The sequence below is a fragment of the Lysinibacillus sp. 54212 genome (genome assembly GCF_036662795.1).
Taxonomy (GTDB): Bacteria; Bacillota; Bacilli; order Bacillales_A; family Planococcaceae; genus Lysinibacillus_B.
On the sequence record NZ_JBAFWZ010000013.1, the window covers coordinates 1 to 13,534 of the forward strand.

Annotated in this window: 16 protein-coding genes; all 16 read right to left on the bottom strand. The window is 39.0% G+C overall.

Features of this window, described 5'->3' with window-relative positions:
• Nucleotides 1-116 precede the first annotated feature (116 nt).
• Nucleotides 117-1,214 (bottom strand): prephenate dehydrogenase, encoded by a 1,098-nt coding sequence (locus V4T18_RS10695; protein ID WP_332649218.1) that lies wholly within the window; start codon nucleotides 1,212-1,214, stop codon nucleotides 117-119.
• Nucleotides 1,211-2,311: a histidinol-phosphate transaminase gene (gene hisC, locus V4T18_RS10700; protein WP_332649220.1), complete on the bottom strand. Its 1,101-nt coding sequence runs from the start codon at nucleotides 2,309-2,311 to the stop codon at nucleotides 1,211-1,213. The genes V4T18_RS10695 and hisC overlap by 4 nt, the downstream gene beginning before the upstream one ends.
• A gap of 20 nt (nucleotides 2,312-2,331) precedes the next feature.
• Nucleotides 2,332-2,697, bottom strand: a complete 366-nt coding sequence (gene aroH / locus V4T18_RS10705) for a chorismate mutase (RefSeq protein WP_332649223.1) — start codon at nucleotides 2,695-2,697, stop codon at nucleotides 2,332-2,334.
• The gene (gene aroB / locus V4T18_RS10710; protein WP_332649226.1) at nucleotides 2,694-3,782 is read right to left on the bottom strand and encodes a 3-dehydroquinate synthase; all 1,089 of its coding nucleotides are present in this window, start codon (nucleotides 3,780-3,782) and stop codon (nucleotides 2,694-2,696) included. Before aroB ends, aroH begins: the two co-directional genes overlap by 4 nt.
• A 1-nt stretch (nucleotide 3,783) precedes the next feature.
• The gene (gene aroC, locus V4T18_RS10715) at nucleotides 3,784-4,965 is read right to left on the bottom strand and encodes a chorismate synthase (protein ID WP_332649228.1); all 1,182 of its coding nucleotides are present in this window, start codon (nucleotides 4,963-4,965) and stop codon (nucleotides 3,784-3,786) included.
• A 339-nt stretch (nucleotides 4,966-5,304) separates the two neighbouring features.
• Nucleotides 5,305-6,075: a CheR family methyltransferase gene (locus tag V4T18_RS10720; RefSeq protein WP_332649230.1), complete on the bottom strand. Its 771-nt coding sequence runs from the start codon at nucleotides 6,073-6,075 to the stop codon at nucleotides 5,305-5,307.
• A gap of 122 nt (nucleotides 6,076-6,197) precedes the next feature.
• On the bottom strand, nucleotides 6,198-6,464 hold the full coding sequence (locus tag V4T18_RS10725) for a hypothetical protein (RefSeq protein ID WP_332649231.1): 267 nt from the start codon (nucleotides 6,462-6,464) through the stop codon (nucleotides 6,198-6,200).
• Nucleotides 6,465-6,470: 6 nt separating this feature from the next.
• Nucleotides 6,471-6,722: a hypothetical protein gene (locus V4T18_RS10730; RefSeq protein ID WP_332649233.1), complete on the bottom strand. Its 252-nt coding sequence runs from the start codon at nucleotides 6,720-6,722 to the stop codon at nucleotides 6,471-6,473.
• Nucleotides 6,723-7,319: 597 nt separating this feature from the next.
• The gene (gene ndk, locus V4T18_RS10735) at nucleotides 7,320-7,736 is read right to left on the bottom strand and encodes a nucleoside-diphosphate kinase (protein ID WP_332649234.1); all 417 of its coding nucleotides are present in this window, start codon (nucleotides 7,734-7,736) and stop codon (nucleotides 7,320-7,322) included.
• 88 nt (nucleotides 7,737-7,824) lie between these two features.
• Nucleotides 7,825-8,799, bottom strand: coding sequence for a heptaprenyl diphosphate synthase component II (gene hepT / locus V4T18_RS10740; protein ID WP_332649236.1), 975 nt, complete (start codon nucleotides 8,797-8,799; stop codon nucleotides 7,825-7,827).
• A gap of 19 nt (nucleotides 8,800-8,818) precedes the next feature.
• Complete coding sequence (locus V4T18_RS10745; RefSeq protein ID WP_332649237.1) at nucleotides 8,819-9,523, bottom strand: demethylmenaquinone methyltransferase; 705 nt, start codon at nucleotides 9,521-9,523, stop codon at nucleotides 8,819-8,821.
• Between the two features lie 29 nt (nucleotides 9,524-9,552).
• A complete protein-coding gene (locus tag V4T18_RS10750; RefSeq protein WP_332649239.1) occupies nucleotides 9,553-10,287 on the bottom strand; it encodes a heptaprenyl diphosphate synthase component 1 in 735 nt (244 codons plus the stop codon).
• Nucleotides 10,288-10,377: 90 nt separating this feature from the next.
• The gene (gene mtrB, locus V4T18_RS10755) at nucleotides 10,378-10,599 is read right to left on the bottom strand and encodes a trp RNA-binding attenuation protein MtrB (RefSeq protein WP_332649241.1); all 222 of its coding nucleotides are present in this window, start codon (nucleotides 10,597-10,599) and stop codon (nucleotides 10,378-10,380) included.
• A gap of 58 nt (nucleotides 10,600-10,657) precedes the next feature.
• Nucleotides 10,658-11,227 (bottom strand): GTP cyclohydrolase I FolE, encoded by a 570-nt coding sequence (folE, locus tag V4T18_RS10760; RefSeq protein ID WP_332649242.1) that lies wholly within the window; start codon nucleotides 11,225-11,227, stop codon nucleotides 10,658-10,660.
• A gap of 255 nt (nucleotides 11,228-11,482) precedes the next feature.
• Nucleotides 11,483-11,755, bottom strand: a complete 273-nt coding sequence (locus tag V4T18_RS10765; RefSeq protein ID WP_036154459.1) for an HU family DNA-binding protein — start codon at nucleotides 11,753-11,755, stop codon at nucleotides 11,483-11,485.
• 200 nt (nucleotides 11,756-11,955) lie between these two features.
• Nucleotides 11,956-13,533 (bottom strand): stage IV sporulation protein A, encoded by a 1,578-nt coding sequence (gene spoIVA, locus V4T18_RS10770; protein WP_332649247.1) that lies wholly within the window; start codon nucleotides 13,531-13,533, stop codon nucleotides 11,956-11,958.
• Nucleotide 13,534: the final 1 nt, after the last annotated feature.

Sequence of the window (13,534 nt, forward strand, 5' to 3'; positions counted from 1 at the left end):
GGCGCTGGAACTAGACACTTACGAAAAGCGCAAGCGCCTCGTTTAGCCCTGACAACTGCTTACAGTAAACACTTAGCATGTTAGAAAAAGCAAAAAGCATATTTCGCCTTTTGCATTTAAGAAATGTATGTTTCAAAGTTTGCTCGCCTTGTTATGCATTTTGCTGCACGTTCACGATCATCTCCGCTTTGGAAACTAATGACTAAAATACCGAATACATCTTCTCGTGTTTCTACAATCCTGATATTTGTGATACTAATACGCTCATCCGCTAAATATCCGGTTACTTCAGAAATAACCCCTGGATAATCCGGTATATCAACGTATAAATCATACGGCATAAAGAATGCTCCAGATGCTGCAGGTAATTGATCTCGTACGTTTTTAGCAACGGCAAAATAATCCTCAATTAATGTATCCTGACCACCCTCGAGCAGCCCCTTTACACGCTGCATTTCCGTCAGCCATTTATCTAATTGCCCTATTAGTTCATGACGATTTTGCACAGTAATATCACGCCATAGAATTGGATTTGAGGAGGCAATTCGTGTTACATCACGGAATCCCCCTGCTGCTAGCATACTTGTCATTGGGAACATTTCATTTTCACCCTGCAGCTGATGAACGAGAGATGCGGCTACTATATGTGGAAAATGACTCACAACAGCTGTCATATGATCATGTTCCTTTGCATCTACTTTTACTATTTTTGCAATCGTGAATTTTAATAGATTTTCTAGTTTATCGATATTTTCAGTTTTTTCATCTTTATGGGGCGTTAGCATATAGTACGCATTTTCAAATAAATGAGGCTTTGCTGCTGTTACTCCACTTTTATGAGAGCCCGCCATTGGATGTCCACCAATAAATGTAATGCCAAGCTCTCGAAGCTCATTTGCTTTATCCATTATAATCGCTTTGGTGCTTCCAGTATCGGTTACAATGACAGATTCCTTTAAGCGCCATTTCTTTAGCTCTTCCATCCATTCGAGCGTAGCATTTACTGGCGTCCCAAAAATAATGATATCAGCTTTACTCGCAGCCTCGGCTGGATTTTCAACTACTTCATGCACAACATTTAATGTTTTGGCTAATGCACGTGTTTGCTCAAAAGCATCATAGCCCATTACTTTCGTTTGAGGAGCCTTTTGAAGAGCTAATGCAACTGAACCGCCGATTAGCCCAAGGCCGATGACTAGCACATTTCGTGTCATGCAAAAACACCTTGCTCGGTTAATACCTCTTGTAGTAATGTCAGGAACTTCTCATTTTGATCTTCTGTACCGATTGTTACACGAATATAGCCTGGTACGCCAAGCGCTGCTCCACTACGAATAATAAATCCACGCCTCATCATTTCTTCAAACACAACATCGCTATCAGCTTTCACTTCAAATAGAACAAAATTCGTTTGTGATGGGAAATAATGCAACCCATGCTTTTCACACCATGCCACGAATTGCCTCTTCCCTTTTTCATTTGCCTCACGACATTTTACTATATAATCTTGATCCTTAAGAGCTACAATGGCAGCTTTTTGGCTTAATATTATGTTGTTAAACGGTGCACGAACGGGATCAAGCTTTGCAATAACCCCCTCCTGTGCAATTCCGTACCCAACACGGAATGAAGCTAAGCCATACGCTTTCGAAAACGTACGTAATAGAATTACATTCTCATACTGACGGAAGTAATCTAATGTATTTTTGTAGCTCGGATCATTTACATATTCGATATAAGCCTCATCCAAAACAACGAGTACATCTGAAGGCACTTTCTCTAAGAAGGATTGAAGAGCTCCGGCTGGCACAAGTGTACCCGTAGGATTATTTGGACTGCACACCCAAACAACCGATGTATTTTCATCAATTGCTGCAAGCATGGCGTCTAAATCGTGATGACCATCTATACATGGAATTTTTCGCACTTCTGCTCCCTCAATTTCAGCATTGTGCCAATATTGAGAGAATGAAGGATCTGCCATTACTGTATTCACGCCTGGATACAACAATGCACGTGTAATAATCGCAATTAAATCGTCCGAACCATTGCCGAAAATTAATTCTGTTTCTTTTACACCTAGATGATTTGCTACGGCTGTACGTAAATTTTGCGCGTAGCCATCTGGATAAATTGCATGATTAGTCTCATCCTGCTGTAAAAACTCTTTTACTTTTGGCGAACTACCAAATGGATTTTCATTTGATGCTAGCTTCACTACTTCATTCAAGCCATACATTTCCTTTACTTCTTCCATTGGTTTACCTGGTTGGTATGCTTTCATCCCGTGAATTTGTTGTTTCCATTTCATAAATAACGTCTCCTCTTATACTATTTACGTACTAAATCTGGTCTTAATTGGACTGCATCATTTAAGTAAATATGTCGAATATCCAGCTGTGTTGTTGCTGTGTTTACATGAAGTAGTACACGAATGCACAATGGTAATGCTCCTGGCACATCCATTTCATGCATACACATAATCGGTACAAACTGCCAGCCCTCTAATAAACGTACAGCCTTTGCAGGAAATGCAGATTTAATATCCGTCGTTGTAGAAATTGTTACAGATGCAATATCTTCTGGTACAAAGCTATTTGCCTTTGCCATTTCTTGTACTAACTTAGCTGTCTCTTCCCAAACAAGCTCCGGCTTATCCGATTCAATCGTTGTTGCGCCTCGTATACCGCGAATCATATAAGCACCTCCGCTAATAATTTTCTAAATTCTATATCCGTTTCCTTGCATAGCGCAAGGTCTATTTTTTGCACAAAAGGTTTGCCAATCTGTTGGAGTAAAACGAATTGAAGCTCCCCATAATCAGCTTTTTTATCTTTTAGTAAATAGTCTTCTAATTCATCAAAAGAATAGTCCTTAACCGCTTCAAAAGGATAGCCGTTACTGTGAGCGAATTGTAAAAAACGCTTCGTAAACGGGCGATCAATTTGACCGAATTGCTCACTTAGTAATAAGCAATAGACTAGCCCGATCATCACTGCCTCGCCATGCGCTAAGCCTCCGTAGCCCGCAGCTGCCTCAATTGCATGGCCGTATGTATGACCTAGATTCAAGTACTTTCGAACAGATTGCTCCGTTTCATCCTGTTCTACAATGGACGCTTTGACTTTTACACCGTCAGCTAAATGACTGATAAGCTTTTCGTCCGTTATCTCTGTCATATTTTCTTGCATAAGCTCAACAAGCCAAAATGGATTTGAAATCATTGCATGCTTAATTACTTCGGCCATTCCTGAGCGTACTTCTCTTTTCGAAAGGCTCTCTAGTAATTTTGTATCGTACAATACAGCTTGAGGCTGATAAAAAGCACCAATCATATTTTTCCCTAGCTCATGATTAATTGCGGTTTTTCCACCAACAGCAGAATCATGTGCAAGAATCGTAGTGGGTACTTGGATAAATGGAATACCACGCATATACGTAGCTGCAACAAAGCCTGCCAAATCACCGACTGCACCTCCACCAAAGGCTAAAATGAGCGATTTCCGAGTACACTTTTGCTGTAGTAAAAACGTTTGTACTGCACTGTAGTTTTCAAAGCTTTTACAGCTTTCCCCAGCAGGCATCACAAATAATTCAAACGGATAAGGGCAGCTCAGCGTAAAATACTGTTGCTGCGCCTCCCATACATTCTCATCCGTTAACACAATGATTTTATCTGCCTGTTCAAAATGGTTTTTGTAGCCTATAAGTACGTCCTTTAATATGCCTTTTCCGATGACAACTTCATATTGATGTGAAGCAGCTTTTACTGGAATTTTCATATTAATACTCCTTTGAAAGCTTACGCATTTCTTCAATTTGAGCCTTTAATTGTGGTAGTTGGTCGCTATGGAATTGCTCCACGATAGCAGCAGCGATTTCCCATGCAATGACATGCTCTGCAACAATCGATGCTGCAGGAACCGCGCAGCTATCTGAACGTTCAACACTTGCCTTAAATGGTTCTTTTGTTTCAATATCAACACTTTGTAGAGGTTTATACAGCGTTGGAATTGGCTTCATGACACCACGAACGACAATTGGCATCCCCGTCGTCATACCACCCTCTAAGCCACCTAAACGATTAGTAGCACGTGTATAGCCATTTTCCTCGTCCCAAATGATTTCATCATGTACTTGCGAGCCTGGTAAACGAGCTGCTTCAAAGCCAATCCCAAATTCGACACCTTTAAATGCATTAATAGAAAGCATAGCAGCTGCAAGCTTCCCATCTAATTTACGGTCATAATGCACATACGAACCGATACCAGCTGGTAATCCTTCGATAATTACTTCAACAACCCCACCAATAGAATCGCCTGCTTGCTTTGCTTCATCAATCGCCTGCACCATTTTTGCAGAAGCTTCTGGGTCGACACAGTAGCAAGGGTCATTTTCAACAATTTCACGAATCTCATCTGCAGATTTACCCGCTACTTTTGATACATCTGCTTTTATTCCAATAATTTCTGTTACATGTGCGACAATCGAAATACCTAATTCATTTAACAATGCCTTCGCAACGGAGCCAACTGCTACTCGAACGGTTGTTTCACGTGCACTTGAGCGCTCTAGAACATTACGTAAATCACGATGACCATACTTAAAGCCTCCAACTAAATCGGCATGGCCTGGACGTGGACGTGAAATTTGACGTTTAATTTCACTAGGATCAATATCCTCCGGAAGCGGATCTGCACCCATAATTTTCGTCCAATGCTTCCAGTCATCATTCGTTACAACTAGTGCGACCGGCGACCCTAACGTTTGTCCGTGACGAACTCCTGCTACAATTTCTACAAGATCCTTTTCAATTTGCATACGTCTGCCACGGCCATGTCCACCTTGTCGACGCTTTAAATCATAATTAATCTTTTCTGAAGTTATTGGTAAAAGGGATGGTAGCCCCTCAATAATTGTTGTTAATTGTGGTCCGTGAGACTCACCTGCTGTTAAGTAACGCATAAAAAACACTTTCTCCCTTCAACTCGCTAAAGTATGTATTTTTCACTATAACATAAATCCACATAAAAAACAGTACGAATTCCGAACTAACGTTATTTATTAGGAATATTCTGAACGCTTTCTCTATAAATGAATGCATGTGTATAGACTTGATAGAAAAACGTATCTCGCCCCAAATGCGAGCGAGATGCTGTGTTTTCATATGCAGAACGTAAGATTGCAACTTTATCTGCTAAAATAACGCCTTTCGCAGAATGCACGAAAAGCGTTATTTCTTCACATGAATCAAAAAATCATCATTTGTGTCGTACACATACATTGTCATTTATTTTTGCGCTATTATTTTTTACGATAAAAAAACGTATCCTCGACTTCAAAGCCATATCTTGCAGGATTGAAAATTTGTTCAGTCGACCCTACAAATAATATACCACCAGGACGTAGTGATTTGCTAAAGTTAGCATAAATCTGATCTTTTGCCTCTTCAGTAAAGTAAATCATAACATTTCGACAAACTATTAGGTCAAAATTAGACTCATACGAATCCTTTAATAAGTTATGCTTTTTAAATGATACAGTTCGTTTTATTTCCTCACTTACTTTAAAAAATGCGCCTTCTTGTGTAAAATATTTGGCTTGTACATCTTTCGGTACTTCTGCCAATGATCGTTCTGGATAAAGCCCTAGTTTCGCCTTTTGTATGACATTCTCATCTAAATCTGTCGCCGATACACTGATCTGTGATAATGGAATATGATGCGACAATACCATCGCTAAGCTATAAGGCTCTTCTCCCGTTGAGCATGCAGCACTCCAAATTTTCAAACGTTTATTATGTTGTAGTAACTTAGGGAATATTTTATTCTGCAATACTTCCCATCGCTTTCCATTTCGATAAAATTCTGATACATTAATCGTCATACGATCTAAAAATTCATTCATTAAATCGCGGTCTTTCTCTAAAGCAGAAAAAAAGTCCACAAAGCTCCGATAGCCTTTTTTCTCATATAACGAAGTGAGACGTCTCTTCATTTGCGCTTCTTTGTATAGCGCTAAGTCGATACCTGTTTTACGTTTAATGCTCTCTATAAATTGTTCGTAATCTGACATTGTGGCACATCTTCCCCTCATAGTATCGTACCATCATTATAGCCGAATTTTCCAATTACTGAAATAATATTCTATACGAATTTGACTAGTAGCTTTTGAAAAGGGCCATTTTATAAAAAACACTAGTTATTATTATTTTCAGCCGATAATACTTGCTGCTGCGATTCAAGTAAAAGCTGTTTTGATTGCTCTAGTTCAATCTTCATTCGTTCAGTTTCATTGTCATACATCTCTAAACGCATTTTTTCCAACTCTACTTCCTTTTCAAGCATTTTGATTTGTAGCTTTGTGTGTGAGCGCTTGTGTGCTGTTACAATCGCCGTTAACGGGATGGAACAAACCGTAACCATAACACCTAGCACGATAATAATTTCTTCCAATTCATTCACCTCTAATTAGTTTTCTTTATTTAACGCTGTATATGGCAGTTGCTGTTTTGATTGGATTAAAGCGAGCTTCGATTGTTCAAGTTCTAGCTTCATTTTTTCTGTTTCTATTGTATACGTTTCTAATCGTAGCTTTTCTAATTCTATTTCATGCTGTAAAGCCTTCACCTTTAATTTTTCTTTTTTTGTTCGATTGTCAGATAGAATGCCTACAATTGAAATAAGAACAAAACCGATAACCCCTAACTCCAAAAAACCCATTCTCTCACACCTTTCTATTTCTATTCTATACGAAATAAAGGTATAATTGTTTCATTTTTCAAAATTCATTTATTATCTAAACACAGCTAGCCACAAATGTAGATCTCACTTCACAATAGGGAGAAATAAAAGGTCCTAAGTCAAATGTTGAGGTGTAGTAAATCATTTTACTACCCTCTTTCTTACGCAAGAGGTTGATTTCCGCTACAGGCAGCTCACTTTTCGCGGGCACGGCTCCAACTAATTTTTTCGGGATAAATGCCGAAAAAATGGGTTTTCCGCCCGTACTGTTCCCGCAGAAAGCTTTGCACCTGTCGGCTACACCTTTCGATGCAGAAATAATCGGTTCCTTTCACTGGGGAACAGATTATTTCCCTGGGGGATTAGCGTCTAGAGAGGAACGAAAGCTAAAACCGTCATATCCTGTGACACCGCCTTCGTGACCAACGTCGTGTAGCTGCCGCTTCGCTTTCGCTACACAAAACATCTGTTGTCCTCTGACGCAACGTAAATCAACCCCAAGTTATGGTGAAGAACCTCCAAAATTAACAATAAAAAACAACTACCACAGATTGTGATAGTTGTTTAAAGTTTAAATTAAACTAAGTCTTCGCCGAAGAATAAAGCGATTTCACGTTCAGCTGACGCTAAAGAGTCAGAACCGTGAATGATGTTGTGTGATACTGTTGTAGCGTAGTCACCACGGATTGTACCTGGGTTAGATTCAGATGGCTTTGTAGCCCCCATCATCATACGAGCTAATGAAATTACAGACTCGCCTTCCCATACCATTGCAAATACAGGACCAGAAGTAATGAAGTCTACTAATTCGCCAAAGAATGGACGCTCTGAATGCTCTGCATAATGTTTTTCTGCTAAATCACGAGAAATTACCATAAATTTAGCGCCGCGCATTACAAAACCGCGACGTTCAAAACGGTCTACGATATCACCGATTACTTGACGTTCTACGCCATCAGGTTTAACCATTAAAAAAGTTTTTTCGATTGCCATTGTTAGAACACTCCTTAATATTGGGTAAAGGCTTTTTTTCACCTACCGATAAATATTACCAAAATTACTGCGAATCTGCAACTATTGTCTAAAATTTGCGTTTCCCCATAAACAGCGCAATATCGCGTAATTTCTTCTTCATTGGATGGTCTGGTAATGCCTCTACTTCCTTTAATGCTTTTTGTAAATATTTGTTACTAATATTCATTGCATCTTTAATTGCCTTTGAACGTCGAACAAGCTTTAGCATGTCCATTCGTTGCTCTTCTGATAACTCACCAGCTACTACTTGATCAATATATGGACGAATTGTTGGATCATCCTTTAGCATCAATATCGGTAACGTAATATTTCCTTGTAGCAAGTCACTCCCTGCTGGCTTACCAAGCTCTTTGTCTGTTGCTGTAAAATCTAAAATATCGTCAACAATTTGAAAGCTCATACCGACGAAGTAGCCGTATCGCTTTAAATGCCGTCTATTTTTATCATTTACACCACCGACAACTGCTCCTAGCTCACAGCTGGATTCAATTAATAATGCCGTTTTCCGCTTTATACGTCGGAAATAATCTTTAAGATTTTGATCTAAACGAAACTTATCTTCAATTTGAATCACTTCACCGTTACAAATTTCAACCATTGTATGGGCTAAAATCTGATGGGCATATGAATTATCTATTGCAGTCACATACTGCAAGGCTCGTGCAAAAATAAAGTCACCTGTATACATCGCCACTCGATTATTCCATTGTGCCTTTACTGTATGTCTACCTCTTCTCATATCCGAATTATCGATTACATCATCATGTACAAGCGAAGCCATATGAATGAGCTCCAATGGTACGGCAATATTTTTAATCCTCTCGATATTATATTGCCCGAATTTCGCACAAAGTAATACAAAAACAGGACGAATTCGTTTACCTCCTGCTTGTAATAGATGAAGAGAAGCATCATTTAACAAGTGTGAAGACGAGTTCAACGCTTTTTCTAATTCTTTTTCGATGAGATCTATATCTGATTTCAAATCAGAATAGAGTAGTTTTAGCTTCATCTTTTCCACGTGAACAAACCTTCTCCCACTAAATTTCTTTTTTATAGCCCATGTGCATAGCTGCTGCGCCACCACTATATCCTTTGTATGTTACCCTCTCAAAGCCTGCTTCCTTAAACATCTCAGCTAGCTTTTTCATGCCAGGAAAATCATCTGCTGATTCCTGTAGCCAAGAATATTCTTTATAGCTTTTCGCGAATAATTTACCAAATACTGGCATTACATATTTAAAATAAAAACGGAAAGCTTGACGGTAGCCCGGAATTTCTGATTGAGATGTTTCTAAACAAACAGCCATTCCACCTGGCTTTAATACACGATTCATTTCGCGTAAAACTTGCATATAATCTGGCACGTTACGCAAACCAAAGCCGATTGTCACATAATCGAATGTATTGTCCTCAAAGGGTAGTTCCATTGCATTGCCGTGAATTAGCTCTACGAAATCATAAGGTAGAATTTTTTCCTTTCCTACACTTAACATATTTTCGCTAAAATCGAGTCCTTTTACCATGCCATCTCCACCTGTTGCATGTGCAAGGGCGATTGTCCAATCAGCTGTACCACAGCAAACATCTAAACAAGCTGAACCTTTCTTTACATTCATATGCTTCATAACATCATTACGCCATAATTTATGCATTTGAAAGCTAATCACAGAATTCATTTTGTCATAGCTACCAGAAATCTGCTCGAATACTTCGTGTACGTGCTCTTCTTTCGATTTTGCCATCTTCTCAAAACCTTTCTTCTCAATAAAACTTAAGACACTCGCTGTAAAATAGCCTGTTTCAGCGCTTCTTCCAATGAACTAGCCTCAACTAGCTCCTGTAGCTTGTCCGTACGCGACTTTATTTCATGCTGAATTGTGTCAGGGAAAGATGCAGATCCGATACTTTTTTGCATCATCAGACTAAATAGCGTTTGCTGTCCTGCCTCGGTAAGCGCAATTTCATGCTTAAGACGCTGAATTGTTAACGCTTCCTTCATAATCGGTATATACACATCATATTGATATACTTCGTAAAAACGTTGGATTAAAACCGTGTCGATTATCGCTAAACTGTTTATCCAATCTGAAAGTGATCGATTTTCATAGTGATATACGGTAATTTCTTGTTCACAGCGACTAACGATCCCCTCAGAAATTTTGTGAATTAGCGGGATATTATTGGCATGTGCCAATATTTCGTAATAACGACCACTATAGTAATCTCCAGATAATACGGTTAATTGCTGCGACTTTGACGTTGCATTTAGCGCTTTAATTTTATCGTGTTCTGCAAGAGATGCATGTACGATACCAACAGTAGTTGCTGCAATCGTCGTGTTATCATCCCATTGCTCACCATTTAATTTTGGAAGGAGCAAATAAAATAATTGATGGTCATTTAATGACGGCGTTTCTATATATTTCAGTAACGTCTTATGTCGAATGCTCTCTAAAATTGTCATTTTAAGACTTTCAGTTTCTTGCGGAATATATGTTGCATTCATAGATAGTACTCCATTTCACTAAAGTGACTATGCTTTATATTATAGCATAGCCATTTTCGGTGTTGTATCAATTTCGAGGTTGTGAACACATTACTTTTTCGAGCTCGTTTCAACGATTCCATGTGCTGAATGGATTTTCGCCTTGCCACGAATTTTCATGGCAGACGTATGCTCTGTAAATTGTGCAATCATTACTTCACCCGTATCGAGCTTTTCTGAATGATGGAATTTTGTATCTGTACCGCGCGTTAAACCGATCACGTGTACCCCATCTTCCTGTGCCTCAATGATTATATACTCAGGTTGTGTCATCCTTAATTCTCCTCATTACAACATTTTCTTCACTAATCATAACATAAATTAGAGCAAATTATGACATTTGAATAAATGAAATGACCTCGCGACGTTTCACTTCATCCTCTTCGTATAGTCCACGTGCGACAGCTGTTACAGTTTTTGAGCCTGGCTTTTTAAGCCCTCTCATTGTCATACACATATGCTCTGCTTCAACAACGACGTAAACACCCTTTGGCTCTAACATTTCCATAATAGTATCAGCTACAGTGGACGTAATACGCTCTTGCAATTGCGGGCGGCGAGCAACAGATTCAACACAGCGACCTAACTTACTTAACCCCGCTACTTTACCACCATTAGGTATGTATGCAACATGTGCTTTACCATAAAACGGTACTAGATGATGCTCACACATCGAGTAAAATGGAATATCTTTAACGAGCACAAGCTCCTCATGTTCTTCATGGAATACAGTGCTGAAATAGTCACGTGGATCTTCTTTTAAGCCACTAAACATTTCTGCATACATTTTAGAAACTCGCTTTGGTGTATCAAGCAAACCTTCACGTTCAACATCCTCACCTACAGCTTCTAAGATCATCTTTACTGCATCTTCTATTTTTTTAAAATCAACGTTCGACATTATTGTATTGCCCCCTAAAATCTATAGCAGTTCAACTTAACAAATGAATCGTAGCATATCCAAACCATAAGTTCAAAAATGCTTACTTTATTTGAGGAAAATATGTATTAACTTGCGGACATAGGATAAATCTTAAGAAATCAGTCAACAACATATAATAGAAATTATTTCCGTTTACTATACTTCCTTTTATGTACATAAAAAGAGCAACCTCCATGAAACATGAAGGCTGCTCTATGTAACTACCGATGTGTATTATTTTACAGCATCTTTAAGCGCTTTACCTGGTTTGAAAGCAGGCACCTTGCTTGCAGCGATTTCGATTTCGTCACCAGTTTGTGGGTTACGACCTTTACGAGCCGCACGTTCACGCACTTCGAAATTACCAAAACCGATTAATTGTACTTTGTCACCCTTTGCAAGAGCATCTTGAATTGTATCAAATACAGCTTCAACTGCTTTAGAAGCGTCTTTTTTAGAAAGACCTGCAGCTTCAGCAACAGAGTTTACTAATTCTGTTTTATTCACACCATTCACCTCCTCTCAAAGGGTCATGAACCTAAATCATGTAAAAAGAGTAACATATCAAAATCCGCTTAGCAACTGTAATTACCGATGTTTTTAAAGATACTTATCTTTTTTTACAAGAAAACGAAAATAACAGGACATTTATACTACAAAGGTAGCTGTCCTGTTCAAATTTTTGATCATATTTTATTGTCAAAATTTTAGATTACAAATGTTACAATACCTCTATCTCCCTCATTTACCATACGCTCTATCGTTAAACGCATTCTTTCTTTCCCACTTTTTGGAATTCCATTCATTTTATAACGAATGCTTTCTTTCAGCACTTCATGTAACGGTGTTCCAAATAATTGCGTTTCCCATAACGCTTCTCTGTCGAACTCAAAGGCATGCTGCAAATCCTTTAATAATTGCTGACTGTGGAACTCTGAGCCGATTAACGGTGAAAACTCGGATGTCATATCAATTCGAATAATATGGTAAGAAGCAGCTTTAGCCTTCATTCTGACCCCATAGAAATTATTTTGCTTAATCAATTCTGGCTCGCTAGGCGTAAATTCATCGATTTCTGGTAGCGTTACGCCATAACCCGTTTCGCGCGCCTGCTTAATTGCTTCTCTAAAGCGCCCCTGCTCCTGTTTAGCCTGTGCGGCCTCTTTAATAAAGACAAGCCAATCTTTTTTCGTATCAATCGGCTCCGTTAACCATTCATTACATACTTCCTTAAATGTATCTGAGCTAATAGAGATACGAACTGTCGCCACGCCAAGTCCTGCATCCACTTGTTGAATATCACACCCATCAACAAAGTCAATTTGCTTTAACACACTTGTAGCATGTTCAACATCTCTAATTTTGCCAATAGAAGCTTCCATATGCTGCACAGCTTCTGATAGCGTTACGTGAAGCGGATGAGACGCATCTAATACATCTAACCAATCCGGTTTTTCTACTTCAATTACCTCAACAGGGAATTCGTATAACGCCTCTTGTAAAATATGTGCAATATCCTGTTTTCCAAGCTGATCAATAGCTACTGAATGTACTGGAACATTATACCGCTCAATAAGTTCATTACGTAGGCGTATTGTGTCCTTATGCGCCGGTAATGAACTATTCAATACAATTACAAACGGCTTGCCAATTGCTTGTAATTGCTCAATAATTTGAATTTCAGCTACTTCAGCAGCTGATCGTTTGATACCATTAACTGTGCCGTCTGTTGTGACAACAATCCCGATATTTGCATGATCTCGAATTACTTTATCTGTACCTATTCTCGCAGCTTCTTGGAAAGGAATCGGCTCCTCATGCCACGGTGTATGAACAAGCTTCGGACCGCTTTCATCCTCATAACCGCGCACCCCATCAATCACATAGCCTACACAGTCGGCAAGTCGAATTCGGAAAGCTAGATCATGCGCGCCAATCGTTACTTGCGTGCTTTGTGCAGGTACAAATTTCGGTTCTGCTGTCATAATAACTGGTCCTGGGGAGCTTTGTGGTAGCTCGTCCAGTGCACGCTTACGGTCATCCTCGTTAACAATATTCGGAATGACAATGGCTTCCATTACTTTTTTGACAAAAGTTGATTTACCTACACGTACCGGGCCAACAACACCTATATACACATCGCCATTTGTTCGTTCTGCTAGTTGGTGAAAAATATGCTCACTAATTTGCGCTCCTCCTTTACGTATTGCATTGTATGAGTAGATGTATAAAAATATGAAAAACGCCCTGCAAATATTTTGCAGGACGTTAAAAATATTATTCATC